Origin of the sequence: Bradyrhizobium sp. CCBAU 53351, from assembly GCF_015291745.1 — a bacterium.
In the GTDB taxonomy this organism is placed as follows: domain Bacteria; phylum Pseudomonadota; class Alphaproteobacteria; order Rhizobiales; family Xanthobacteraceae; genus Bradyrhizobium.
In genome coordinates this window covers 1,459,091-1,484,746 of sequence record NZ_CP030059.1, presented here as the reverse complement: position 1 = coordinate 1,484,746, position 25,656 = coordinate 1,459,091, and the positions used below count along the sequence as shown (strand labels likewise).

Here is a 25,656-nt window from a genome sequence, read left to right as displayed (position 1 = left end):
CCTCCACATTTGCAGGGAACTTAGCTGCGCACCGTTCGTTCGTTGAACGGACAAATGCGCTTATTCCGGTGGAGGACATGATGAAGAAACTTGCGCTCGCTGCGTCGCTGGTCATTGCGGCCGGCTTTACATTGACCGGCCCTGCACTGGCCAAGGGCGGCCATGGCGGCGGTCATGGACACGGTCATGGTCATGGTCATGGGCATTCGATGGGCCATCATCACCATGGCACGCCGCCTGGATGGTCGCGCGGGCGCAAGGTCGGCTGGCGCGGTCACGGCTGCCCGCCCGGCCTGTGGAAGCAGGGCCGCTGCTGACGCCCAATATCGACCGATGATGCAAGGCGCCGCTCCTCGCCGGGCGGCGCCTTCTCATATGCCGAGCCGGTCCCGCACGCGCCCCGCGATCACGGCGGTCGTCACGCCCACCGGCCAGAACGCGTGCATCGGGATCGGCTTGATGCCCGTGATGGGCATGTCGATCTCGGCCTTCGGGCCGCCGATCAGCCGCCGCGCGAGCTGAGCCCCCATCGCGGTCGCGAGCGCAACGCCGCGGCCGTTGCAGCCGAGCGAGATCAGGACGCCCTCGGCGGGCTCATGCACATGCGGGTAGTGGTCGCTCGTGATGGCGAGCCGGCTGTTCCAGCCGTGTGTCCAGGACACGCCTTTGAGCTGCGGCCATAGCCGCTCGGCATAGCGCATGAGATAGGCGACGTCGTTCGGCGACTTGATCCAGCGCATCGGCCCGCGGCCGCCCATCAAGAGGCGATTGTGCTGATCGATGCGGTAATAGACCGTGATGTGACCGCTCTCGTACAGCACGGGCCGCGTCGGCATGATCGCGCGCGCAACGTGGTCCGAGAGCGGCGCAGTGGCGGCGATCGAGGAGAACACCGGCACGATGGTGCGGCGGAGCGCCGGCCAGAGATTGTCGGTGAAACCGTTGGTGGCGAGCAGGACCTTGTCGGCATGAACGACCGCCCGCGGCGTTTCGATGCGCCAGCGCGAGCCGTCGCGCCGGAGCGACAATGCCGGCGTCTCGCCATGCACCTTCGCGCCGGCCGAGACCGCGGCGCGCGCGAGGCCGCGGGCATAGCTGAGCGGATGCAGATCGCCGCCGCGGGTATCCAGCATGGCCCCGATGTAGCGGTCGGTGCCGGTCATCTCGCGGAGCTGCTCGCGGTTCAGATACGACACCGGCATGCCGCGGCGGATGCATTGCTGCGCGGTCTTCTCGATCGCGGCGGCGCTGGCCTCGTTATAGGCCGCACGCAGCGTGCCGTTCTGCCGCGCCTCGCACGGGATCTGGTAGCGGCGGATCAGGTCGTGGGTGAAGTTCGTGGTGCCGTAGGCGAACGCGATCATGCGGCGGCCGAGTTCGGCACCGAAGTCCGCCTCGATCTGGTCGGGGTCGTGCTTCAAGCCGGGGTTGGTGTGGCCGCCATTGTTGCCGGATGCGCCCCAGCCGGGCTCCTGCGCCTCCAGCACCAGGGCATCGACGCCCTGCTCCGCCAGGTGCAGCGCGGTGGAAAGGCCGGTATAGCCGCCACCGACGATCGCGACCGGGACGGTCTTGTCCGTATCGAGCGGCGGCGTGGCAACCGGCGCGACGGCGGTGTCGGCGTAGAGCGAGGGCGGCAGCGGCAGACGCGTCATGGCGAAGACCGGTCAGAGCGGATGCAGCACGCGGCGCAGGAAGTCCTGCGTCCGGGGGTGCTGGGGTTGATTGAGGACGGTCTTGGCTGCCCCTTGCTCGACGATGACGCCGCCGTCGATGAACAGCACGCGATCGGCCACGTCGCGGGCAAAGCCCATCTCGTGGGTGACGACGACCATCGTCATGCCGTCGTCGGCGAGCTTGCGCATCACGCCGAGCACATCGCCGACGAGCTCGGGATCGAGCGCCGAGGTCGGCTCGTCGAACAGGATCGCCTTGGGCTGCATCGCCAGCGCCCGCGCGATCGCAACGCGTTGCTGCTGGCCGCCGGACAGTTGCGGCGGGTGTGCGTCAGCCTTCTCGGCGAGCCCGACCTGGGCGAGCAGCGCGCGGCCGCGCTCCAGCGCCTGCGCACGCGGCTCCTTCTTCACATAGAGCGGCCCTTCGATCACGTTCTCCAGCGCGGTGCGATGCGGGAACAGGTTGAAGCGCTGGAACACCATCGAGACCTGGGTGCGGATGTTCACGATCGACGGCGCGTCACGATCGACCTTGAGGCCCTCGACGCTGATCTCGCCGCGGTCGTAGCTTTCCAGCCCGTTGATGCAGCGCAGAATGGTGGATTTGCCGGAGCCCGAGGGACCGACGATGCAGACCACCTCGCCCTTCTCGACCGAGGCCGTGATGCCCTTGAGCACCTCGACCTTGCCAAAGCTCTTGTGGATGTCGTTCAGCTCGATCATCGCTTGCCGGCCCGCTTCTCGAAGTGACGGACCAGCAGGATCAGCGGAATGCTCATGGTGAGATACATCAGCGCCACCAGCGTGAACACATTGGTGTTCTTGAAGGTCGAGGACGCGATCAGCTTGCCCTGCAGGGCGAGCTCGGCGACCGTGATGGTCGAGGCTTGCGAGGAATCCTTCAGCATCATGATCATGACGTTGCCGTAGGGCGGCAGCACGATGCGCACGGCCTGCGGCAGCACCACGCGGCGCATGGTCAGCCACCAACCCATACCGATCGACTGCGCCGCCTCGATCTGCCCCTTGTCGATCGCCTCGATGCCGGCGCGGAAGTTTTCAGCCTGGTAGGCCGAATAGGCGATGCCGAGCCCGAGGATCGCGGCCTGCAAAGCACTGAGCGTGACGCCGAGATCGGGCATCACGAAGTAGAGATAGAACAGCAGCACGATGATCGGGATGCCGCGGATCACATTGATCAGGCTGGCGCTGAGCATCGACAGCGCCTTGATGCCGGAGACCCGCATCATCGCCCAGATCAGGCCGAGCACCGTCGAGAGCAGCAGCGAGCCGATCGTCACGATGATCGTCAGCGCGACGCCGTTCATCAGGATCGGGAAGAACTCGGCGGCGTCGTGCCAGAAACCCTTCATCGAACAGCCTTCATCGATCCAACTAGCCCTGTGCCTTCAGGCCCCATTTATCCAGGATCTTGGCGATGGTGCCGTTGGCCTTCAGCTTCGTGAGCGAGGCGTTGATCTTGCCGAGCAGCGCGGTCTCGCCCTTGCGCACGCCGATGCCGACCGAGCCGACGGTAACTGGCTTGTAGCCCTCGACGAGGCGCACCTCGGGGAAGCCGCCCTGCTTCAGATTGTAGGCGAGGATCGGATAATCGGCGTAGCCGGCCTTGAGGCGGCCGGTGTTCACGTCGCGCAGGATGTCCGGAATGGTGTCGTAGGCCTTCACGTCGGCGAACAGGCCGGTCTTCTTCAGCGCGTCGACGAAGGCGGTGCCGACCTGTGCACCGACCGTCTCGCCCTTCAGATCGTCCTGCGTGGCATAGGCCTTGGTATCGCCCTTCGGCACCACCAGGCCCTCGCCATAGGTGTAGATCGGGTCGGAGAAGTCGACGACCTCCTTGCGCGGCGGCGTGATGAACATCGCGGCGGCGATGATGTCGATCTTGCTCGAGGTCAGCGAGGGGATCAGGGCCGAGAACTGCATCGGCTCGATCTGCACGTTGAAGCCGGCATCCTTGCCGACCTCGGTGATGAGATCGACCATGATGCCCTGGATGGTGTTGGTCTTGGTGTCGAGGAAGGTGAAGGGAATGCCTGTCGGGGTCGAGCCGACTTTCAGCACCTGCTGCGCCGACGCGGGCGCTGCGGCTGCAATTGCGAGTGCCGCGACCGCGGCCAGACCAAAACGCTTCATCGCATCCCCCTGTTGGGCTCGGCCGATGACGGCGCTCCGGGCAAGTCGTGATCAGACGTTGCGGGCCGCGCCGTTTCAGCCTATTTTCACCAATATGAAAATTTGGTCACACTTTCGCGGCCGATGCAAGCGGTTTTCATGCACATGAAGGAAGCGGTTTGACGTGAGCGGTGGCAAAAGAATGCGCAAACCGGCCGCCGCAAAGCCGGCGAAGCGGGCGAGGACCAAGGCCGTGACCAAACCGGCGGAGCCTGCGATGGACGTCGCGGTCGGCCGCCGCATCCGGGATCTCCGGCGCATCAGGCAATTCTCGCTGGAGACGGTCGCGGCGCGCACCTCACTGTCGATCGGCTTTCTCAGCCAGATCGAGCGCGGGCTGTCGTCACCCTCGCTGCGTGTGCTGGCCACACTCGCCGACGTGCTCGGCGTTGGCATCGCCGCCTTGTTCGGCGCCAGCCCTAGCGCGGACGACACGTCCGACCAGGTGGTGACGCGTGGGTTGCAGCGGCCGGAGTTGAAGCTGTGGCGCACCGGGGTGTCGAAGCAGTTGCTGAGCCCGGCGAGCGCCGACAACAAGCTCAACCTGTTCCTGGTCCATCTGGAGCCCGGCGGCTCCACCGGCGACGAGCTCTACACCCATGACGGCGAAGAGGCCGGCCTCGTGCTCGAAGGCGAGATGATGCTGACGGTGGACAGCGAGACCTGGTCGCTGAAGACAGGCGACAGCTTTCGCTTCGCCAGCCGCCGGCCGCACCGGTTTTCCAATCCGGCGCAGGATGCGAAGGCCGTGGTGCTCTGGGTGAATTGCGTGACGGGCGGGAGCTGATCGTCATTCCGGGGCGATGCGCAGCATCGAACCCGGAATGACAGCGTCAATCATCCAAACCGGTGATTATACCGGTCCACCGTCAACGCACTGACATCGATGTCCGGGTTCCTGCCCGACAGCAAATCCGCGAGCACGCGGCCCGAGCCGCAGGACATGGTCCAGCCGAGCGTGCCGTGGCCGGTGTTGAGGTGCAGGTTGGCATATTGCGTCGGGCCGATCACGGGCGGCCCGTCCGGGGTCATCGGACGCAAGCCGCTCCAGAACGTCGCCTTGGCGAGATCGCCGCCGCGCGGGAACAGATCGGTCAGCGAGTGATCCAGCGTGGCGCGGCGCGCATCGTAGAGCTTGTCCGAATAGCCGGAGATTTCCGCGGTGCCGCCCACGCGGATGCGATCGCCCAATCGCGTGATCGCGACCTTGTAGCTCTCGTCCATCACGGTCGATTCCGGCGCGCCGGAGGCGTCCTTGATCGGCACCGTGATCGAATAGCCCTTCACCGGATAGACCGGCAGCGAAATGCCGAGCGGCGCTGCGAGCCGCGACGACCAGCTGCCGAGCGCGAGCACGTAAGAATCCGCCTGCAACGTGCCGGCGCTGGTCACGACACCACTGACGCGCGCGCCGTCGGTGACGATGCGGTCGATCGAGGTGTTGAACATGAAGCGCACGCCGAGCGCCTGGGCATGCTTGGCCAGCGCCTGCGTGAACATGTGGCAATCGCCGGTCTCGTCCTGCGGCAAGCGAAGCCCGCCGACGAACTTCTCCTTCACGCCTGATAGCGCCGGCTCGACCGCGATGCAGCCCTCGCGGCTCAGCACTTCGAAGGGCACGCCATATTGCTTGAGCACGGCGATGTCCTCGGCCGTGCCGTCGAGCTGCGCCTGGTAGCGGAACAGCTGCAGCGTGCCCTGCGAGCGCTCGTCATACTGGATGCCGATGTCGCGGCGCAGATCGCGCAAGGAATCGCGGCTGTATTCCGCGATCGGAATCATCCGGCTCTTGTTGACCGCGTAGCGCGCGCTGGTGCAGTTGCGCAGCATCTTGAGCAGCCAGACCCACATGACGGGATCGAGCTTCGGCCGGACCACCAGCGGGCCGTGCTTCATCAGGAGCCACTTGACGGCCTTCACCGGCACGCCGGGGCCGGCCCAGGGCGAAGAATAGCCGGGCGAGACTTCGCCGGCATTGGCAAAGGAGGTTTCCAGCGCCGGCTCGGGCTGACGGTCGACGACCGTCACCTCGTGGCCGGCACGGGCGAGGTAGTAGGCAGAGGTGACACCGATGACACCGCTGCCGAGGATCAGGACTTTCACGCTTCGTCAAACTCCCGCGGCATCGCGCTCGCCGCTGCAAGGACACGAACTCGCAACGGCGAGAGCAATTATCAGGCCACCTTCTTGATGGCGTCGCCGAGGATCGAGACCATCTGGTCGATGTGGCTCTTCTCGACGATGAGCGGAGGCGACATCGCGAAGGAGTCGCCGCTCATGCGCAGGTAAAGGCCGGTGTTGAAGCAGTCGACCATCACGTCATAGCCGCGCGCGCCGACAACGCCCTCGCGCGGCGCCAGCTCGACCGCGCCCATCAGGCCGCAATTGCGGATGTCGACGACGTTCGGCAGACCTTTCAGCGAATGCAGCGCATCGCGCCAATATTCGGCGATCGAGGCACCGCGCGTCAGCAGGCCTTCGTCCTTGTAGATGTCGAGCGTCGCGATGCCCGCGGCGCAGGCGGTCGGATGCGCCGAATAGGTGTAGCCGTGGAACAGCTCCATCTGGTTCTCGGGGCCGACCATCATGCCGTCATGCACCTTGCGGCTCGCAAACACCGCGCCGCAGGGAATGGTGCCGTTGGTGATGCCCTTGGCCGTCGTCATCAGGTCAGGCGTGACGCCGAAGAACTGGGCGGCGAACGGCGTGCCGAGACGGCCAAAGCCGGTGATGACCTCGTCGAAGATCAGGAGGATGCCGTGCTTGTCGCAGATCTCGCGCAGGCGCTGCAGATAGCCCTTCGGCGGCGGCAGCACCGCGGTCGAGCCGGGCACCGGCTCGACGATGACGGCGGCGATCGTCTCGGCGCCGTGCAGGCCGACCAGACGCTCGAGATCGTCGGCGAGCTCGGCGCCATATTCCGGCTGATCCTTGGCGAAGGCGTTGCGGCTGAGATCATGGGTATGGCGGATGTGGTCGACGCCCGGCAGCAGGGTGGTGAAGGCGCGGCGGTTGGCGACCATGCCGCCGACCGAGGTGCCGCCGAAGCCGACGCCGTGATAGCCGCGCTCGCGGCCGATCAGGCGGGTGCGGCTCGCCTGGCCGTTGGCACGGTGATAGGCCAGCGCGATCTTCAGCGCGGTGTCGACCGACTCGGAGCCGGAATTGGTGAAGAAGATGCGATCGAGGCCCTTCGGCGCGATCTCGGCGAGCCGCTCGGCGAAGTCGAACGCCAGCGGGTGGCCCATCTGGAACGAGGGCGCGAAATCCAGCGTCATCAGCTGGCGCTCGACGGCGGCGGCGATCTGCTTGCGGCCGTGGCCGGCATTGACGCACCAGAGGCCGGCCGAGCCGTCGATCACCTGGCGGCCGTCGACGGTGGTGTAGTGCATGCCCTCGGCCGAGGAGAACAGGCGGGGCGCCTTCTTGAACTGCCGGTTGGCCGTGAACGGCATCCAGAACGAGTCGGTCTTGATAGTGTTCGGAATCTGATGAAGGGTCACGGCCGCGCTCCTTTGCTGACCCCATAGCAGAGGCACGGCTTGGAATGCGCAACAAGTCCTTTTCTACCCTGCCGCAACCCATTGATTTAACTGGGGCCGCCGGTCCATATTTGCCCGATCCGCAACACCTGCAACACGAGACTTGGGCATGAGCGTCGACATCGGTGGACGGCTGCGATTCATCCGGGCGCGCCACAAGCTGTCGCAGCGCGAGCTGGCCAAGCGCGCCGGGGTCACCAATTCGACGATCTCGCTGATCGAGTCCAACCAGATGAACCCGTCGGTGGGCGCCCTCAAGCGCATCCTCGACGGCATCCCGATGGGACTCGCCGAATTCTTCGCGCTTGAACCGGAGTCACGACGCAAGATCTTCTATCGCGCCGAGGAACTGACCGAGGTCGGCAAGAAGCCGATCTCCTATCGACAGGTCGGCGACAATCTGTTCGGCCGCAGCCTGCAGATCCTGAAGGAGCGCTATGAGCCCGGCAGCGACACCGGTCGCGTCCACCTCGTCCATGACGGTGAGGAAGGCGGTATCGTGATCTCGGGCAAGCTCGAAGTCACCGTCGAGGACGAGCGCCGCATCCTCAACCCCGGCGATGCCTATTATTTCGAGAGCCGCCGCCCGCACCGCTTCCGCTGCGTCGGCGGCAAGCCCTGCGAGGTGATCTCGGCCTGCACGCCACCGACGTTCTGATGCAAGATCGGCCGCCCATCGCATGTCCTGCGCAGACACCGATATTTACGGAGCTTGAGCCATCTCAATTTCCGCAACGCCCAGGCGCGATATATTACGAAACGTAGCCGGCAGCCTGGCTTAGAGGTGCTGAGGTTATGGCCTCGGACTCCTAGGCTCTCCGGGGCCGCTTCGTAGACGGAGCTCGCGCATGAAGACCACCCCAGCCAATGCCCAAGCTGAAGCCTTGCGCAGCGTACCTCTGCGTGATGCCGACAAGCTCCACTCGCGCGAGCTGCGCAAGGCGATCGCCGAGTACATCGAGCTGCAGAAAGAAGCGGTGAAGGCGCTTCGCAGGAAGCTGAACTAACCCCCCGGCACGACGGCCTTTTCTGAACCTCAGTAACGCCGCGGACGACCAACGGGCAGGCACGATTCCGCTCCAGCCAAGGGCCGTCAATGTTCGCCCCCTTTCGCCTCGCGCTCGTCACTGCGACGGTCCTGCTCGCTCCCCTCACCTGCCACGCCATGGACGATTACCTCCGCGCCGCCAGCAGCGCGCCGACCGCGATCACGCTATGCGGCGAGACCAACGGCAACGGTACCGGGATCAAGCCAGCCATTTGCAGGGAAAAGGGCTACGACAAGCTCGTCGCCGCGATCGACAAATCGTTCGACACGGCGCTCGCTAAAGCGCCCGCAAGCATCCGGCCGCTCCTCAAGCGCGACGAGGCCTGGTTCAAAGAGATGATCGCGCAGGCCGGCGAGACCGTGCAGGAGGTCGATGAGGCCGAGCTCAGCGACAACTTCGTCGCGACGCTGCGCCGGCGCAAGGAAGCGCTCGACGAGATCGCCGGCGGCTTCGGCCACTACGGGCTCTCCGGCAAATGGGGCAATGCATTCGGAAACCTCACCATCTCACCGGATGCGAACGGCGCGCGGCGCATTGCGGTCGACATGAGCGCCTATTACGGCAGTGACAAGCATCGCCAATGCAAGCTGAGAGCGACGGTGACCAAGGCCGGCAGCTGGCTGAGCGGGACGATCCCACCGCCGGATGCCGGCCCAGCGAAGACCGCATCACCAGCAAGCCAGGAGCATGCCAAACCGGCAAAACTCCCGACGATCAAGCTCCGTCGCCAGGGCGAAACCCTGCGTGTCGTCATGACCGATGGCGACGATACGATCGGGGATCGTGACGAATGCGATGATCCCTCGCAGATCACCGGCACTTATTTCGCGAGCGGCAGCGGCGATATGGCCGACAAGGTCGAGACCTCCTTCGTCGCGCCGACCTTCGACTGTACGCGTCCGGAGACGGCGACGGACGAGGAAATCTGCGCCGACCCCGATCTCGCCGAGAACGATCAACGCTTGAACCGCGCCTGGAAGGCGCTGCTGCCGCGGCTCGACGATCCGACACGGCGCGCCTTGATGGAGGACCAGCGCAACTGGGTCCGCACGCAGACCGAGGAATTCGCCGAATTTCTCCATCCGGCCTGGGAGAAGCGGACCTCGGAGATGCACTTTACGGCCAGCGCGCGTGATCATGTCGGAGCCCTTCAGCGTGAGCGAATCGCGCTGCTGGAAGGTTTTGACGACAAGCGCGCAGGCCTCGCCGGCATCTGGCTTGCCTACAACGCGATACTCGAGATCACCGTCGACAAGGACGGCCGGCTGACCGCGCATGGCTGGAAATGGGAGCAGGGCGACTGGAAGGCCGGCTGCGACTACGACATGACCGGCAAGATGGCCGGCGCCACGTTCCGCGCCGACGAACAGCGCAAGAATCCTGACACGCTGGAGCGCGACCACGCCATGCTGATCGTCAACCGCCTCGACGATGCTTTTGCGAAGAAGCGCAGCGGCAAGGATGAGGACGACGAGGCGAAGTGCAAGCGACGGCTCGACAACTCCTCGACTGCACGGCTGTTTCCGGCGCGGCCCTCAGCCGACATCGACAACTTCTCCGGCTCGATCCGCTGAACCGAATGGCTTTTGGCCGAATCGGTGCCGCGGGTCGTCGACCTCTCCCGCTTACGGGAGAGGTCGCGCCAAAGGCGCGGGTGAGGGCTTTCTCCTCTAGGGGACCCCAATGCGGATACACCCTCTCCCCAACCCTCTCCCGCAGGCGGGAGCGCACCTCCGTCGTCGCGACGATCAAACTTCAACCCTTCAAGACGACGTCAGCAATTCCTCGATCCGGATCGGGAATTTGCGAACCCGTACGCCGGTCGCATGCCAGACGGCATTGGCGACGGCGCCGGCGCTGCCGGTGATGCCGATCTCGCCGACGCCCTTGATGCCGAGCGCATTCACATGCGGATCGTGCTCCTCGACCGTGATGACGTCGAGCGGCGGAACGTCGGCATTCACGGGGACGTGGTACTCGCCGAGATTGGCGTTCATGATGCGGCCGGTCCGGCGATCAGTAATTGCCTCTTCGTGCAGCGCGAAGGACAGGCCCCAGATCATGCCGCCGAACAGCTGGCTCTGCACCATCCTCGGATTGACGATCCGCCCGGCAGCGAAGGCGCCGACCATGCGGCTGACGCGGACCTGACCGAGCTCGGGATCGACCTTCACCTCCGCGAATACCGCGCCGTGGGCATGCATCGCGTACTCCTCCATCGCCGCCGGGTTCGGTGCGCCGGTGCCCCGCGCCTCGACCTCGGTGACGCCGGCACGCGCGAGGATCTCGGCGTAGCTCTCGCCGCGACGCTCGTCATCACGCCGGATCAACCGGCCGTCGCGCGCGATCACGCCGGCATTGCCGGCCCCGAACAGCGGCGAGCGCTCATCGCCGGTGGCGAGATCGGCGAGCTTGGCGATCACGGCCGCGCCCGCACTGTGGATTGCCGCGCCCGCCGTTGCCGTGTGCGCCGAGCCGCCGGCGATGCCGGCATCGGGCAGATCGGACGTCCCCGCCTTGAACTCGACGCGATCGATATCGAGCCCGAGTTCGTCGGCTGCGATCTGCGCCAGCGCGGTCCAGGCGCCCTGCCCCATGTCGTGCGCGCCGATCTCCATCACGCCTGAGCCGTCGCGCCGGATCGCCGCGCGGGCTTCCGCCTGAAACATCAGCGCCGGGAAGGTCGCGGTGCCCATGCCCCAACCGACCAGAAGCCCGGCATCGTCGCGCATCTGCCGCGGCTGCAGCGACCGCTTGGCCCAGCCGAAGCGCGCCGCGCCCTGCTCGTAGCATGCAAGCAACGCCTTCGACGAGAACGGCTTGCCGCTGATCGGCTCGACCTCGGCGTAGTTCTTCAGGCGGAAGGCGAGCGGATCCATGCCGCAGGCCCAGGCCATTTCGTCGATCGCACTCTCCAGCGCGATCGAGCCTGTCGCCTCGCCGGGCGCGCGCATGAACAGCGGCGTTCCCGTGTTGACGCGCACGGCGTCATGCGAGGTGCGGATGGCCGGCGCCGCATAGAGCGTGTGCGAGGCATCGGCCGCGGGCTCGTAGAAATCGTCGAACGTGCTCGACACCGTCCGCGCATGGTGATCGAGCGCGGTCAGGCGCCCCTCGCCGTCGGCGCCGAGGCGCAGGCGTTGGCGCGTCGGCGCGCGATGGCCGACCGGGCCGTACATCTGCTCGCGGCGCAGCACCAGCTTGATGGGCCTGCCGACCAGCTTGGCCGCCATGATGCCGAGCACCGGCGGACCGCCCATCAACCCCTTCGAGCCGAAGCCGCCGCCGAGGAAAGGACTGCGAATGTGGATCTTGTCGTGCGCGATGCCGAACAGTTCGGCAATACGCGCGAGCGACAGCATCAGGCCCTGGGTCGGCATGTCCACGGAGAGCCTGTCGCCGTCCCATTGAACCACGATCCCATGCGGCTCCATCGCGTTATGATATTGCGGCGGCGTCTCGTAAGTCGCATCGATCTGTTTCTCCGCCGAGGCAAGGCCCGCCTCGACATCGCCGCGGTGGTTCTCGGTGGGGTTGCCGACGCCGACGACGGGCGGCACGAAACTCTTGCCGGCGTCGAGCCCGACCAGCGGCGGCAACGTCTCGTAGCGCGGCGCCAGCAGCACCGCGCCTTCCGTCGCCGCTTCCAGCGTTTCCGCGATGACGACCGCGATGGGCTGGTTGGCGTAGCGGACTTCGTTGCTCTGCAACGCTTCCATCCGGAACACGAACGGGTTGGTCTTGATCTCCGGATCGATCGCGAGCTGTGGCTTGTGGTCCGGCGTCATGACGTCGACGACGCAGGGATGCCGCTTGGCGGCGGCGACATCGAGGAAGGTCACGCGGCCGCGCGCGATGCTGGAGACGGCGATCACCGCGTACAGCATGCCGGGCGGGTGATTGTCGGCGGCATAGGTCGCCTGTCCCGTGACCTTGAGGACGCCGTCACGGCGGGTCAGCGGCTGGCCGACGTTCGAGCCGTGCCGCAGATGCGCGGGGGTGCTGGTGAGATTGAGCTCAGGCATGGATGGCTCCGGAGGTCGAGGCAAAGGGAGAGGCCGGCAGCGCCGGCAGGCGCGCGGGCGTGCCCGCGGCGGCAAGTCGCAGCGCGCGCACGACGATGCGGCGCGCGAGCTCGATCTTGAAGGCGTTGTCGCCGGACGGTTTTGCATCGGTGAGCGCGCGCCAGGCAGCTTCCTGAAAGGCATCCGCCGTCGGCGCGACGCCCTTGAGTACATCTTCCGCCGCGCGGGCGCGCCAGGGCTTTGCGGCAACGCCGCCGAGCGCAAGCCGCGTCTCCGCGATCTTGCCGTTCTCGATCCGCAATGCAGCGGCGGCGGACACCACGGCGAAAGCGTAGGAGGTGCGTTCGCGGACCTTGAGGTAGCGCGCATGCGTCGCAAAGCCGCGCGCTGCCGGCGGCAGACGCACCGCGACGATGAGGTCGCCGGGCTCGAGCACGGATTCGCGCGCGGGCGCGTCGCCGGGCAAACGATGCAGCTCCTCGAGGGCGATCTCACGCCGGCCGCCTTTGCCCTCGATCTCGACGACGGCCTCGAGCGCGACGAGCGGCACGCAGAAATCCGAGGGGTGCGTGGCGATGCAGCTCTCGCTCCAGCCGAGCACGGCGTGGCCGCGGTTCTCGCCCTCGCGGGCGTCGCAACCGCTGCCGGCCTCGCGCTTGTTGCAGCGGCTGGCGGTGTCGTAGAAATATGCACAGCGCGTCCGCTGCAGCAGATTGCCGCCGACCGTCGCGGCATTGCGCAATTGCGCGGACGCACCGGAGAGCAGCGCCTCGGCGACGGCGGGATAAGTCTTTGCAAAGGCCGGGTCATGCGCGAGATCGGCATTGCTCACCAGCGCGCCGATGCGCAAGCTACCGTCGGCGAGAGTCTCGATGGCATCGAGCCCGTCGAGATGGGTGACGTCGACGAGGCGATCCGGCCGGCTGATATTGCCCTTCATCAGATCGAGCAGATTGGTGCCGGCGGCGAGATAGACCGCGCCCGGCTGGGACGCGGCGGCGACGGCCTCAGCAACCGTGGCGGGCCTGACATAATCGAACGGTTTCATGCCGAACGCCTCTGGTTGGTTTCGTCCATACGTCCTTGCGCGTCGAGCACGGCATCGACGATGCCCGCATAGGCGCCGCAGCGGCAAAGGTTGCCGCTCATGCATTCGCGGATGCGCTCGGGGTCGTTGCCGGCCTGCGCTTCCTGCATCATGCCGATCGCGCTCATGATCTGGCCGGGCGTGCAGAAGCCGCATTGAAAGCCGTCATGGGCAATGAAGGCGGCCTGCACCGGGTGCAGCTGGTCGCCCCGTGCGAGGCCTTCGATGGTGAGGATGTCGGCGCCGTCATGGCTGATGGCGAGCGCGAGGCAGGAGTTGATGCGCTTGCCGTCGACCAGAATGGTGCAGGCGCCGCACTGGCCGCGGTCGCATCCCTTCTTGGTTCCGGTGAGATGGAGGCGCTCACGCAGGAGATCGAGCAGCGTGACGCGCGGATCGTCGAGGACGAAATCGCGCCGCGCACCGTTCACGGTGAGGCTGATGGAGTGGTTCATAAAAGGCTCCGATCAGATTTGGACATGAGTCATCGCGCAGTGCGCCACCGCCGTGGCCGCTGTCAATATGCGCCAGCCAGGCGGAAGCCGGCCAACATCAGGACGAAGATACGGAGGCACCCTCCGCTTAACAAGGGCCGCCGAAAAATATTTGGAATTCGTCAAAAGCCCGTGCGCCGACAACGCGATGCAGCCCTGCGGGGGTCCGACAAGGGTTCAATCTAACCAATTCGTGATCTACATTGGCCGCATGGACGACCACACCGACCCCATTCGAAAGCCCCGTGCCGACGCCGTGCGCAATCGCGAGCGCGTGTTAGAGGCGGCCAAGCTGGTGTTCAATGCCGGCGGCCCGGAGGCCAGCCTGGAAGCCGTGGCCAAACGCGCCGGCGTCGGCATCGGCACGCTCTATCGGCATTTTCCGACGCGCGAGGATCTGTTCGAGGCGGTGTATCGGCGCGAGGTCGAGCAGCTCAGCGAGCTCGCCGAACATTTACGAACCGCCAAGGACCCGGTCGACGCGCTTCGCCGCTGGCTGCGCTCAGGTGTCGAATTCGTCGCCACCAAAAAGGGGATGGTGGCAGCCCTGGCGCTTGCGGTGCAAAGCGGGTCCGAGCTGCACGCCTTCTCGTTCGATCGCCTGACCAAGGCGACCGGCTCGCTGCTCGACCGCGCAGTTTCGGCCGGCGAGTTGCGCGCCGACATCGGTCCGGAGGACCTGCTGCGCGCGTTCTTCGGCATGTGCTACATCCACGACCAGCCGGGCTGGCAGTCAACCGCACTGCGGCTCCTCGACGTGTTCGTCGACGGCTTGCGGGTGCAGCCGGCGGGCAAGGCCAGGACAGGGCTCAGCAAGGCGCGCACCGCCAGGCCCGCCAAACCCGCGGTGAAACCCAAGCTATAGCGCCGCCGTATTTCCCTGAGGTCATGCTAGGATCAGCATCGCCGGGATTTCAACGCGGAGCCTGTCATGCGCATTGCCGCCTTGCTCGTCGCCATCAGCCTTGTCTTCGGCTCTACCGCAACCCTCGCCGACGATGTCGCCGCTGCACAGGGCGTCATCCGTGCCCAGGAGCAGGCTCTTGCGCGAGACGATGCGGCCGCGGCCTATTCCCATGCCGCACCGGCGATCAAGGAGATTTTCTCCGCGCCCGACGTCTTCATGTCGATGGTGCGAAGCGGCTACGCGCCGATCTACCGGCACAAGAGCTTCGAGTTCGGCGAGAGCAAGATCGAAGGCGGCTGGATCGCGCAGCGCGTTCATATCATCGACGCCAATGGCGAAGCCTGGATCGCGCTGTACACGCTCGAGCAACAGCCGGACGGCAGCTACAAGATCACCGGCTGTTCGCTGCTGAAGGCGGGACAGGCGGTCTAGGTCGCGAAACCCGGGCCGGTTCTGACCGAGCCCATCCGTGAGCGGATCAAGAGCAGCACGACGATGGCGATGTTCAGCGCGTTCCAGGCCACGCCGTTGGTGAACGCCGCGGCATACGAGCCGGTGGCATCGAAGATCACGCCCGACACCCAGCCGCCGAAGGACATGCCGAACACGGAGGCGAAGATCACGATGCCGACGCGCGTCGCCGCCTCGCTCGCCGGCATCGCCTCGCGCACGATGATGGCATAGCTCGGCACGATGCCGCCCTGGAACAGGCCGAACATCGCGGAGATGAGATAGAGCGAGGTGAGACTGTCGAAGAACAGATAGAACACCAGCGCGAAGCCCTGCGCCAGCGATCCGACCAGCAGCGTGCGGATGCCGCCGATCTTGTCGGCGAGATAGCCGGAGCCGATCCGGCTGATGATGCCGCAAGCCATCATCAAGGACAGCATCTCGGCGCCGCGCGCCACGCCGTAGCCGAGATCGCCGCAATAGGCGACGATATGCACCTGTGGCATCGCCATGGCGACGCAGCAGGAGATGCTGGCGATCGAGAGCAGCACCGTCAGCGTGTTGGTCGAAAGCTTGAGATCGACGCGGGGCGGCGGCGCATTGGCGTGATCGCGGACATGGTCGTCGCCCATCTGCGCGCGCAGCACGAGGACCAGGAGCGCCATCGTGCTGGCGCAGACGATGCCGATGCCGATATGGGTGTAACGCCAGCCGATCGTTTCCGTCCCCCAGCTCACGATCGGCGGCCACATCGTCCCGGCGACATAATTGCCGCTGGCGACGATGGTCACGGCAAGGCCGCGATAGCGCTCGAACCAGTGCGAAGCTTCCGCCATCAGCGGCGCGAAGGTCGCGGAGGTGCCGAGGCCGATCAGGAAATAGGCGGCGACGAACTGCCAAAGCTGGGTCGACAAGCCTGCGAGCACATTGGCGATGCCGAGAAAGGCGATGCTGATCGCCATCGCGAGCACGATGCCGAACCTATCGGTGATCTTGCCGGCGATCACGCCGCCGAGCCCGAAGCCGAACATCATCAGGGTGAAGGCCAGCGACACCGCGCCGCGCGTGGCACCGAATTCGGCCTGCACCACGGGAATCACGACCACGACCGCCCACATGCCGACGGCACCGATCGAGCCGATCACAAGCGCAAGGACGAGACGCACCCAGGCCTGACGCGAGTCAGGGGTGAAGGACGCAGGTGTTTGTCCTGAATGATTTGGTGCGTGCACGGGGCGGACCATGACCCTCAGAATGTCGCATGGTCAAGCATCGTGGCGCGATATTGGGCATGCGCGGTGCACTGCGGTAATAAGCTCTTGGCGAATGCGTCTTTTGCCATTAGTTTGCAATCAGCGTGTGCAATTGCCGCGCGGAACACTTGTCGGCCGAATGTTGCTGCGATTGACACGATCGATGCGGATCAGGGTGGGGCGGATCATCGCCCTCGCCTATCTGTTCTGCGTGCTCGCGCCGGCGGCAAGCCTTGCCTGGGGCAGCAGCCCGGCGCCGTGTCTTGATGAATCCTTGCTGGCGGATGCCATGCCGGTGCATCACCAGATGGCGGCGGCTCACACGCATGGCGGCGCGATACACGACCATGCACACGCCCAGCAGCAGACCGCCGCGCAGGATGCACCCGCCTCGCATCATCACGGCGGCAAGGGAGCCGTCGGGCCCTGCTGCGCGATGATGTGCGTGAGCGCGTTGCCGGCCGATCTTCCCACCGTCGCCAAGCCGCTTCTGCCCGTCTCCGCCTGCGCACCCGAGATCGTGGCCAGCCTGCACAGTGCGGCGCCGCCCCTGCACTACCGCCCTCCCATCGCCTGATCTGACGCGTCGATTTCGGGCCGTTGCGCGCGTTTGCGCGCGCGGACCTGTGGTCTTTCAGATCAGGGATAAATCATGCTTACGCTTTCCGGGGCGGAGTCCGCCGCATCATCTGCGGTGCGTGGACGACACTTTCGATTCCATTGGCCGCTGCTGGCCGCAACTGCGCTGGCGCTGTCCGGCTGCATGCCGGCGACCACGCAGGTCGCGGCCGCCGATCCCGCTGATCCCGCGGCGAAGGTCGCGCCTGTCGGCTATCGGTCGACCATTTCGCCCTACACCGGCCTGCGGCCTGCGGCGCCGGCCCCGTGGCGCGGCCGCAACGACGCGGTGACGCGGCAGCCGAAGCAAGACAAGTAGGAGCGCGCCATGACACGCCATCTTGCGCGAGGCCTGCTTGTCCTCACCGCGTTCAGCGTCTCCGGCTGCGCCGCCTTCTCGCCCGACAGCGGGATGAACGCGGTCTCCGAGCTGACGAGCCAGACCATCAACAAGGACGTCGCCTTCGTGCGAACGGCGGAGGGCGCCGGCGCGGTCGACGCGCGCGTACACCAATTGCTGGCGCGCACGCTGAGCGTCGACAGCGCCGTGCAGATCGCGCTGCTCAACAACAAGGGACTGCAGGCCGCCTATAACGAGCTTGCCTTGGCGGAGACTGATCTGGTCGAGCAGAGCCTGCCGCCCAACCCGGTATTCTCGATCTCGCGCATCACAGGCAATGGCGCCAGCGAGATCGAGCGCCAGGTGGTCGGTGACATCCTCGCGCTCGCCACCCTGCCGTTCCGCTCCGACATTGCCCGCGAACGCTTCCGCCAGGCCCAATTGCGCGCCGCGCTGGCGACGCTGCGGCTCGCCGCCGACGTCCGCCGCACCTATGTACGCGCCGTCTCAGGCAACGAGATGGTGGTGCTGCTGACGGACGCGAAGGCGACGGCGGAATCGACCGCACAGCTCGCCGTCAAGCTCGGCGAGACCGGCTCCCTCAACAAGCTGGACCAGGCCCGCGAGCAGGTGTTTTACGCCGAGACCACCGCCGACCTCGCCACCGCGCGACAGACGGCGGCGAGCGCACGCGAAAGGCTGGCGCGCCTGATGGGGCTGTGGGACGGCGGCCTCGACTTCCGCCTGCCAAACCAATTGCCGCCGCTGCCGCGCCGGCCGCAGGCCCTGCCTGGAATCGAAGCCGACGCGGTCGGCCATCGCGTCGACCTGCAGATCGCGCGGCTCGAGCTGAACGCGCTGGCGAAAGCGCTTGATCTCACCGAGGCAACGCGTTTCGTCACCCTGCTCGATCTCGCCGGCATCTCCCGTCGCACCCAGGACCCGGAAGGAGCGCCATTCCGCGAGCGCGGCTTCGACGTCCAATTCCAGATCCCGATCTTCGACGGCGGCGAGGTGCGGGTGCGGCAGGCGGCGGAGACCTATAATCTCGCCTTCAACCGCCTCACCGAGCGCGCCGTCAACGTGCGCTCCGAGGCGCGCGATGCCTATCGCGTCTATCGCTCGACCTACGACATCGCCAGCCACTACCAGCGCGAGATCATCCCCTTGCGCAAGATCATCACCGAGGAGATGCAGCTGCGCTTCTCCAGCATGCAGGTCGACATCTTCGCGCTGCTCACCGAGGCGCGGCAGCGCCTCGCGTCGCTGCGCGGCGCGATCGACGCCAGGCAACGATTCTTCCTCGCCCAGGCCGACTTGCAGACCGCCGTCAACGGCGGCGGGGCGCCGGCCGCCGGCGGCGACAATCCAACCACCATCGCCGCGGCAGCACCTGCCGATGGCGGCGGCCACTGAGATGGAGACCAGGATGTTTTCCCGCCGAGGATTTTTGGGGACTGCCGCGCTGGTCGGCGCATCCGCGGTTCAAGGCCGCGTGCAGGCCGCGTCGATTCCGGAAGCCCCAACCATGGACAAGGTGGTGATGCAGCCGCCGCTGCACCCGATCAGCGGGCCCGACTATCGCCCCGTCGTCACGCTGAACGGCTGGTCGCTGCCGTTCCGCATGAACGGCGACTGGAAGGAATTCCATCTCGTCGCCGAGCCCGTGGTGCGCGAATTCGCGGAAGGAATGAAGGTGAATTTGTGGGGCTATAACGGCCAGTCGCCGGGCCCGACGATCGAGGCGGTAGAGGGCGACAAGGTCCGCATCTTCGTGACCAACCGCCTGCCCGAATACACCACCGTGCACTGGCACGGCATGATCATCCCGAGCGGCATGGACGGCGTCGGCGGCCTGAACCAGCCGCACATCGATCCCGGCAAGACCTTCGTCTACGAGTTCGAGATGGGGAAGAGCGGGACCTTCATGTACCACCCGCATTCCGACGAGATGGTACAGATGGCGATGGGCATGATGGGCATGGTCGTCGTGCATCCGCGCGACCCCGGCTTCCGGCCCGTCGACCGCGACTTCGTCTTCGTGATGAGCACCTATCGCGTCGATCCCGGCACCTATCTGCCGCACGTCAACGAGATGACCGACTTCAACATGTGGACCTGGAACGCGCGGGTGTTTCCCGGCATCGATCCCCTGGCCGTGCGACTCGGCGACAAGGTGCGCGTGCGCATCGGCAATCTCAGCATGACCAACCATCCGATCCACCTGCACGGCCACAGCTTCGCGGTGACCTGCACCGACGGCGGCTGGGTGCCGGAGAGCGCGCAATATCCGGAGACGACGACGGACGTGCCGGTCGGCGCCGTCAGGGTGTTCGACGTGCTCGCCGACAATCCCGGCGACTGGGCGTTCCACTGCCACAAGTCGCATCACACCATGAACGCGATGGGACACGACGTGCGCAATTTGATCGGCGTGTCGCGCAAGGATCTCGCCAAGGCCGTCGGCAAGCTCGCGCCTGACGGCATGGCGATGGGCTCGACCGGCATGGCGATGGGCAACATGGAGATGCCCGCGCCCGACAACACGCTGCCGATGATGACGGGCACCGGCCAGTTCGGCCCGATCGAGATGGGCGGCATGTTCACGGTGATGAAGATCCGCGAGAACCTTGCGCGCGACGATTACCGCGATCCCGGCCCGTACAAATTCCCGCAAGGCACCGTCGCCTACGAGGTCGCGGCGCCGGCCGCGGAGCCGGCACGGCAGCGGCCGGACAGCCCGCCGATGAAACACAAGATGTGAGCGTTTCGATGAACCACCAACTGGAGATGACGATGAAGACGATCAAACTTGGCCTCGCGCTGCTTGCGCTGTCCGCTGCGCCGGCCCTTGCGCACGACAAGCACACTCATGCGAATTTTTCGGCCGGCGAGCCCGGCGATCCCAACAAGCCCGCGCGCACGATCGAGATCCTGCTCAACGAGATGGACTACGCACCCGCCCGGATCGAGGTCAAGCGCGGCGAGCAGATCCGCTTCGTGCTGCGCAATGTCGGCAAGGAGGACCACGAATTCCTGCTCGCCACCACCAATGAGAATCTCGCGCATGCGGTGGAGATGAAGAAGCATCCGCACATGGAGCACGACGATCCCAATGGGGTCAGGCTCGCGCCGCAAAAGACGGCCGAGGTCCTCTGGAAATTCAGTAAGCCCGGGACGTTCGAATATTCGTGCCTCATTCCCGACCACCGCGACAACGGCATGGTCGGCCACGTCACCGTCAAGTAACGACAAGGAGCTCCCATGAACCGCATCATCAATATTACCGCCGCGCTGGCGTTGACGCTGAGCATTGCCACCGCAGCTTTGGCGGCCGGGGCTGCTGCGATCAGCGGCGAGGTCAAGAAGATCGACGAGGGCGCCGGCAAGATCACACTCAAGCACGGGCCGGCCAAGAGCCTCGGCATGGATGACCCCATGACCATGGTCTATCGCGTCAAGGACCCCGCCATGCTCAAGCAGGTCAAGGTCGGCGACAAGGTGACCTTCGAGGCCGAGGAAGCGGCGTCGGGGTATACGGTGACCAAGATGGAGAGGGCAAAGTAGGGCCCTCCTCCCATTGTCATTCCGGGCGCGCAGCGCGAACCCGGAATCCATTCATCGACCACCTCTGCGCCCCGATGGATTCCGGGTTCGCCCTTTGGGCGCCCCCGGAATAACGGGCTAAATCGGCCCGGTCCGCTCCTCTTCCCGCCCCTCCGTTAACCCTTTGCTAACCATACACCCGGCAAGAATTGCCGGGTGAAGTCGAGTGTCGTCGGCCGCGTAGAACGGGAGGAACCCCGTGGACGCCAGTGCGGTGCCTCACTTTCGAAACGGCGGCCCATCGGCCGCCGCGCAGACGTTTGGGGCGCGCGGACGGCAGTCGCGCGGGGAGGCAGCTACCATGGTCGACGTCACCGCGGGACAGGGCGTAGGCACCGCAAGACCTGGCATCCCCTCCCTCAACGAGATCGTCACCATCCTCAAGCGCGGCGATATCGCGCTGGCGCTCGGCATCCTCACCATCCTGGTGGTGCTGATCCTGCCGCTGCCGGCGATCGTGCTGGACCTGTTCCTGGCGATCTCGATCACGCTCTCGATCCTGATCCTGATGACGTCGCTGTTCATCCAGACGCCACTGGAATTCTCGGCCTTCCCGACCGTGCTGCTGATCTCGACCATGCTGCGGCTGTCGCTCAACATGGCTTCGACCCGCCTGATCCTGTCGCACGGGCACGAGGGCACGGCGGCCGCCGGTCACGTCATCGAGGCCTTCGGCAGCTTCGTGATGGGCGGCAATTTCGTCATCGGCATCATCGTCTTCGCCATCCTGATCATCGTCAATTTCGTCGTCATCACCAAGGGTTCGGGCCGTATCGCGGAAGTCGCCGCCCGCTTCCACCTCGATGCCATGCCCGGCAAGCAGATGGCGATCGACGCCGACCTGTCCGCCGGACTGATCGACGAGAACGTCGCCAAGCACCGCCGCAAGGAGCTGGAGGACGAGAGCGGCTTCTTCGGCGCCATGGACGGTGCCTCCAAATTCGTCCGGGGCGATGCCATCGCCGGCCTTTTGATCGTCTTCATCAACGTCGTCGGCGGCATGATCATCGGGGTGGCGCAGCAGGGCATGTCGTTCGCCGACGCGGGGCGCAGCTACACGCTGCTGACGGTCGGTGACGGCCTCGTCACCCAGGTGCCGGCGCTGATCGTCTCGACCGCGGCCGGCCTGCTCGTCTCCAAGGCCGGCGTCTCGGGCGCTGCCGACAAGGCGCTGATGAAGCAGTTCTCCGGCTATCCGCAGGCGCTCGCGATGTCCTCCGCGGTCATGCTGGTGCTGGCGGCGCTGCCGGGCATTCCGACCCTCCCGTTCCTGGCGCTCGGCGCCGGCGCCGGCGCGCTGGCCTGGAATGCCCGCAACCGCAACCGCGTCACCGCCAAGGCCGAGGAAGCCGCCAAGGCCGCACCTGCGGCCGGCCAGCCCGGCGCACCAGGCGCTGCCGCGACCGAGGAGCCGATCTCCGCCGCGCTCAAGATCGACGACCTCAAGATCGAGCTCGGCTATGCGCTGCTGCCGCTCGTCAACGGTCCCGACGGCACCGACCGCCTCACCGAGCAGATCAAGGCGCTGCGCCGCTCGCTCGCGATCGAGATGGGCTTCGTGATGCCGGCGGTGCGCATCCTCGACAACGTCCAGCTCGAGGCCAACACCTACATCATCAAGATCAAGGAGGTCGACGCCGGCACCGGCAAGATCTGGCCGAACCAGTTCATGGTCATGGACCCCGGCGGCAGCCAGGTGCAGGTGCCCGGAATCCACACCACCGAGCCGACCTTCGGCCTGCCCGCGACCTGGGTCGATGCCAGCCTCAAGGAGGAGGCCTCGCTCAAGGGCTACACCGTGGTCGACGCCGCGACCGTGCTCTCGACCCACCTCACCGAGCTGCTCAAGGCCAACATGTCGGACCTGTTGTCCTATGGCGAGGTGCAAAAGCTGCTCAAGGAGCTGCCGAAGGAGCAGAGCGAGCTGGTCAAGGACATCGTGCCCGGCCAGGTCACGGTCTCCGGCATCCAGCGCGTGCTGCAGCTCTTGCTCGCCGAGCGCATCTCGATCCGCGACCTCTCGACCATCCTCGAAGGCATCGCCGACTCGCTGGCCTTCTCGCGCAATCCCGCGACCATGGTCGAGCACGTCCGCGCCCGCCTCGCCCGCCAGATCTGCGCGCAAAACACCTCCTATGCCGGCTACCTGCCGCTGATCGCGCTGTCGGCTAAATGGGAGCAGGCCTTCGCCGAATCCATCATCGGCCAGGGCGAGGAGCGCAGCCTTGCGATGCAGCCCTCGAAACTGTCGGAATTCATGACCGCCGTGCGCGAAGCCTTCGAGCGCGCCGCGCGCGAGGGCGAGGCGCCGGTGCTGGTCACCTCCGCTGCAATTCGCCCGTTCGTCCGGTCCCTGGTGGAGCGGTTCCGGGCCCAGACCACGGTGCTGTCGCAGGCCGAGATCCACCCCAGGGCGAGGTTGAAAACGGTCGGAAGCGTCTGATTTGCCTTAAGAAGCCGTGTGTTTTTCGGCCACAGGCAAATGGTTTTTGAGTTCCAGGTGCCTTGTGGACCAAACGACGACAAGGCGCCCCACCGGCACATTACAGCTCTGAAATAATTGCCGAAATGCGCGATCAAGGGTCTCGCTTGATCGCGATCTTTCACGTCCTGTCACGCTCTTGTGATGGCCACTTGGGAACGAATCCCCCCAATACTAGGTTGTTGGGCACCGGAAGCATGAACCTGCCCAACGACGCAGGCGACTACTTCGGGTAGATGGCGGCAGGAGCCTTCCATGAACCACTCGATTTACAGCGCAGATCGCTCGACCCATTTGAAGATCGTGGTCGTTGCCCTTGTTGCCGGTATCGCGGTTGCGGGCCTTGGCATCACTGCGCGCACGACGAGTTCGGACGAAGGCCTCACCCAGACCGCACGCGTCATGAAGGCCGGCAAGCCGGTCACCATCACCAGCGCGAACACCTCGCTCGTTCGCTGAGGAGACACGAGTTTTTTGAATTCACGCGGCTCTTTACCAGCCCCCCAAAGTCGCCACGTGGATATGTAGACGACCCCAACCCCAAGTCGACTACAGAAAGCGCCCGCCCCCCACGGGCGCTTTCTCATGTCTGGGGTGCCGATCCATTTCCGTTGCGCACCTCTTAACCCCATCATTGTGAGCGTCCCTCTCGTGTCCCGGACGCGCTGCAACGCCCTTTGCGTTGCTGCGCAGAGCCGGACCCAGGAAGCTGCACGGTTCGCTGCCGCATGGGCCCCGGCTCTGCAGCGCACCGTCGAAGGGACGCTCCACTGCGTCCGGGGCACGAGATCCGGGAGTCTCGCCCAGACGCACAAAGGTCCCGGATTGCGCTGCGCTTCATCCGGGCTACGCGCGCAGAACTCGTCCGCTCACGCCTCGCGCAATTCCGACGGTGTCGCGCCAAAGCGCTTGCGGAAGGCGCGATTGAAATAGGAGAGATCGGCGAAGCCCGAGGAATGCGCGATGTCGCTGATCTTGCGCGCCCGGGCGCGGGGGTCGCCGAGCAGCTTGCGGGCCTGCAGGAGGCGCTGCTCCAGCACAAATTCGGTGAAGGTGGTGCCGGCCTGCTCGAACAGGCGCTGGGCCTGGCGCGGGCTGAGGCCCGAGCGCGTCGCGATCTCGGACAGGCAGAGATCGTTGCGGCCGAGCGCGGCCATCACGTCGGCGCGCATGAGGTCGAGGCGCGCCGCCGCATGGCCGCGGCCGCGGGCAAGGCTTGCATGCTCGGCATCGGTGCCGAGCAGGAGGCCGACGAGATCGACCATGTGCTGCGCGGTGAGACGCTGGCCCACCGCATCGAGATGCGGCGCGTGATTGGCGGCGAGCGCGTGGTAGCGAAAGATGGTCTCGGCGACGGCGCCGTCGACGAGCAGCTGCGAGAGCTTGTCCTCGGCGCGCGGATTGATCTCGAGCAGCGCGCGGCGCGGCATGCGGATGGTGGTGAAGCGGTCTTCAATGGTGTGGCCGACGGTGCCGGTGATGCTCATGTCGACGAGCACCATCTGGGCGGGCGCAAGCTCCACGGTGTGGCCATTCTGCCCGACGCGGACGAGGCCCGCATGGGCGGCGATCAGGACGAGGTCGTCGCTGCCGTCGGCGAGGTGGCTCTGGGTGCGGGAATATTGCGCGGAGGCGCCTTCCGGAATGGCGAGCGTGATGTTGTCGACCACGCTGACCTGAAGCCGGCAATCGATGCTGTCGCCCTGGCTCGGCCCGATATCGAGGCCGCAGGCACCGAAGGCCCGCTCGCGCCAATGCTCGAACGCCGGGCCGTGCGGCAGGCCGGTGTAGTGGTGAACGAAGATGCCGGGCGTTTTCGCTGCATCCATCTGATTTCCAGCCCCTCTTTCGGCTCCGCGATCGGCGGCGCCGACTGCAATTTCCGGGGATTTGACGCCGCAAATTGCCGCGAGGTTCAAATCAGGGACGGTTTC

Annotated in this window: 26 protein-coding genes; 15 read left to right on the top strand and 11 right to left on the bottom strand. The window is 66.0% G+C overall.

Annotation, left to right across the window (positions count from 1 at the left end; genetic code table 11):
• Positions 1-77: 77 nt before the first annotated feature.
• Positions 78-317, top strand: coding sequence for a hypothetical protein (locus XH83_RS07165; protein WP_194406320.1), 240 nt, complete (start codon positions 78-80; stop codon positions 315-317).
• Between the two features lie 54 nt (positions 318-371).
• Here XH83_RS07165 and XH83_RS07160 read toward each other — a convergent pair whose 3' ends face one another.
• Genes XH83_RS07160 through XH83_RS07145 form a run of 4 tightly spaced genes read right to left on the bottom strand, consistent with a single transcriptional unit; the run spans position 372 to position 3,830 of the window.
• Positions 372-1,655 (bottom strand): FAD-binding oxidoreductase, encoded by a 1,284-nt coding sequence (locus XH83_RS07160; protein WP_194406319.1) that lies wholly within the window; start codon positions 1,653-1,655, stop codon positions 372-374.
• A 12-nt stretch (positions 1,656-1,667) separates the two neighbouring features.
• Positions 1,668-2,399 carry an amino acid ABC transporter ATP-binding protein gene (locus tag XH83_RS07155; RefSeq protein ID WP_194406318.1) on the bottom strand — a complete coding sequence of 244 codons (732 nt, stop codon included), beginning with the start codon at positions 2,397-2,399 and terminating at the stop codon, positions 1,668-1,670.
• Positions 2,396-3,049, bottom strand: coding sequence for an amino acid ABC transporter permease (locus tag XH83_RS07150; protein WP_194406317.1), 654 nt, complete (start codon positions 3,047-3,049; stop codon positions 2,396-2,398). Before XH83_RS07150 ends, XH83_RS07155 begins: the two co-directional genes overlap by 4 nt.
• 22 nt (positions 3,050-3,071) lie before the next feature.
• Positions 3,072-3,830, bottom strand: a complete 759-nt coding sequence (locus tag XH83_RS07145; protein WP_194406316.1) for an ABC transporter substrate-binding protein — start codon at positions 3,828-3,830, stop codon at positions 3,072-3,074.
• A gap of 181 nt (positions 3,831-4,011) precedes the next feature.
• Here XH83_RS07145 and XH83_RS07140 point away from each other — a divergent pair, with 181 nt between their 5' ends.
• Positions 4,012-4,656, top strand: a complete 645-nt coding sequence (locus XH83_RS07140) for a helix-turn-helix domain-containing protein (RefSeq protein ID WP_194406315.1) — start codon at positions 4,012-4,014, stop codon at positions 4,654-4,656.
• Positions 4,657-4,706: 50 nt separating this feature from the next.
• Here the strand turns inward: XH83_RS07140 and XH83_RS07135 are convergent, their stop codons facing one another.
• Positions 4,707-5,972 carry a D-amino acid dehydrogenase gene (locus tag XH83_RS07135; protein WP_194406314.1) on the bottom strand — a complete coding sequence of 422 codons (1,266 nt, stop codon included), beginning with the start codon at positions 5,970-5,972 and terminating at the stop codon, positions 4,707-4,709.
• A 71-nt stretch (positions 5,973-6,043) separates the two neighbouring features.
• On the bottom strand, positions 6,044-7,372 hold the full coding sequence (locus XH83_RS07130) for an aspartate aminotransferase family protein (protein ID WP_194406313.1): 1,329 nt from the start codon (positions 7,370-7,372) through the stop codon (positions 6,044-6,046).
• Between the two features lie 148 nt (positions 7,373-7,520).
• Between XH83_RS07130 and XH83_RS07125 the strand changes: the two genes are divergently transcribed.
• The 3 genes from XH83_RS07125 to XH83_RS07115 all read left to right on the top strand — a co-directional run bounded on the left by XH83_RS07125 (position 7,521) and on the right by XH83_RS07115 (position 10,034).
• A complete protein-coding gene (locus XH83_RS07125; protein WP_018646206.1) occupies positions 7,521-8,069 on the top strand; it encodes a cupin domain-containing protein in 549 nt (182 codons plus the stop codon).
• A gap of 190 nt (positions 8,070-8,259) precedes the next feature.
• Positions 8,260-8,418, top strand: coding sequence for a hypothetical protein (locus XH83_RS07120; protein WP_194406312.1), 159 nt, complete (start codon positions 8,260-8,262; stop codon positions 8,416-8,418).
• Between the two features lie 89 nt (positions 8,419-8,507).
• Entirely contained in the window at positions 8,508-10,034 is a 1,527-nt protein-coding gene (locus tag XH83_RS07115) for a lysozyme inhibitor LprI family protein (protein ID WP_194406311.1), read from the top strand.
• 189 nt (positions 10,035-10,223) lie between these two features.
• Here XH83_RS07115 and XH83_RS07110 read toward each other — a convergent pair whose 3' ends face one another.
• From XH83_RS07110 to XH83_RS07100, 3 genes are read right to left on the bottom strand one after another with little or no spacing between them, the layout of a single operon-like run.
• Positions 10,224-12,485: a xanthine dehydrogenase family protein molybdopterin-binding subunit gene (locus XH83_RS07110; RefSeq protein WP_194406310.1), complete on the bottom strand. Its 2,262-nt coding sequence runs from the start codon at positions 12,483-12,485 to the stop codon at positions 10,224-10,226.
• Positions 12,478-13,533, bottom strand: a complete 1,056-nt coding sequence (locus XH83_RS07105) for a xanthine dehydrogenase family protein subunit M (protein WP_194406309.1) — start codon at positions 13,531-13,533, stop codon at positions 12,478-12,480. Before XH83_RS07105 ends, XH83_RS07110 begins: the two co-directional genes overlap by 8 nt.
• Positions 13,530-14,027, bottom strand: coding sequence for a (2Fe-2S)-binding protein (locus XH83_RS07100; RefSeq protein ID WP_194406308.1), 498 nt, complete (start codon positions 14,025-14,027; stop codon positions 13,530-13,532). The genes XH83_RS07105 and XH83_RS07100 overlap by 4 nt, the downstream gene beginning before the upstream one ends.
• A 250-nt stretch (positions 14,028-14,277) precedes the next feature.
• Here XH83_RS07100 and XH83_RS07095 point away from each other — a divergent pair, with 250 nt between their 5' ends.
• Both XH83_RS07095 and XH83_RS07090 read left to right on the top strand, forming a co-directional pair.
• Positions 14,278-14,931, top strand: coding sequence for a TetR/AcrR family transcriptional regulator (locus XH83_RS07095; RefSeq protein WP_194406307.1), 654 nt, complete (start codon positions 14,278-14,280; stop codon positions 14,929-14,931).
• 66 nt (positions 14,932-14,997) lie between these two features.
• Complete coding sequence (locus XH83_RS07090; protein WP_194406306.1) at positions 14,998-15,405, top strand: DUF4864 domain-containing protein; 408 nt, start codon at positions 14,998-15,000, stop codon at positions 15,403-15,405.
• On the opposite strand, the gene XH83_RS07085 is transcribed toward XH83_RS07090, so the two are convergent.
• Complete coding sequence (locus tag XH83_RS07085) at positions 15,402-16,667, bottom strand: MFS transporter (RefSeq protein WP_194406305.1); 1,266 nt, start codon at positions 16,665-16,667, stop codon at positions 15,402-15,404. The genes XH83_RS07090 and XH83_RS07085 overlap by 4 nt on opposite strands.
• Before the next feature lie 172 nt (positions 16,668-16,839).
• Between XH83_RS07085 and XH83_RS07080 the strand changes: the two genes are divergently transcribed.
• From XH83_RS07080 to XH83_RS07045, 8 genes are all read left to right on the top strand, one after another.
• Positions 16,840-17,253, top strand: coding sequence for a hypothetical protein (locus tag XH83_RS07080; protein ID WP_246776424.1), 414 nt, complete (start codon positions 16,840-16,842; stop codon positions 17,251-17,253).
• Between the two features lie 75 nt (positions 17,254-17,328).
• Positions 17,329-17,613, top strand: a complete 285-nt coding sequence (locus XH83_RS07075; protein ID WP_194406303.1) for a hypothetical protein — start codon at positions 17,329-17,331, stop codon at positions 17,611-17,613.
• A gap of 9 nt (positions 17,614-17,622) precedes the next feature.
• The gene (locus XH83_RS07070; protein ID WP_194406302.1) at positions 17,623-19,050 is read left to right on the top strand and encodes a TolC family protein; all 1,428 of its coding nucleotides are present in this window, start codon (positions 17,623-17,625) and stop codon (positions 19,048-19,050) included.
• Between the two features lie 13 nt (positions 19,051-19,063).
• Positions 19,064-20,398, top strand: coding sequence for a copper oxidase (locus XH83_RS07065; RefSeq protein ID WP_194406301.1), 1,335 nt, complete (start codon positions 19,064-19,066; stop codon positions 20,396-20,398).
• A gap of 32 nt (positions 20,399-20,430) precedes the next feature.
• A complete protein-coding gene (locus tag XH83_RS07060; protein ID WP_194406300.1) occupies positions 20,431-20,883 on the top strand; it encodes a cupredoxin domain-containing protein in 453 nt (150 codons plus the stop codon).
• Positions 20,884-20,898: 15 nt separating this feature from the next.
• Positions 20,899-21,201 carry a copper-binding protein gene (locus XH83_RS07055; RefSeq protein WP_194406299.1) on the top strand — a complete coding sequence of 101 codons (303 nt, stop codon included), beginning with the start codon at positions 20,899-20,901 and terminating at the stop codon, positions 21,199-21,201.
• 340 nt (positions 21,202-21,541) lie between these two features.
• Positions 21,542-23,683, top strand: coding sequence for a flagellar biosynthesis protein FlhA (flhA, locus tag XH83_RS07050; protein WP_194406298.1), 2,142 nt, complete (start codon positions 21,542-21,544; stop codon positions 23,681-23,683).
• Positions 23,684-23,977: 294 nt separating this feature from the next.
• On the top strand, positions 23,978-24,181 hold the full coding sequence (locus XH83_RS07045; protein WP_106951440.1) for a hypothetical protein: 204 nt from the start codon (positions 23,978-23,980) through the stop codon (positions 24,179-24,181).
• 410 nt (positions 24,182-24,591) lie between these two features.
• On the opposite strand, the gene XH83_RS07040 is transcribed toward XH83_RS07045, so the two are convergent.
• Positions 24,592-25,551, bottom strand: coding sequence for an AraC family transcriptional regulator (locus XH83_RS07040; protein ID WP_194406297.1), 960 nt, complete (start codon positions 25,549-25,551; stop codon positions 24,592-24,594).
• Between the last annotated feature and the right edge of the window lie 105 nt (positions 25,552-25,656).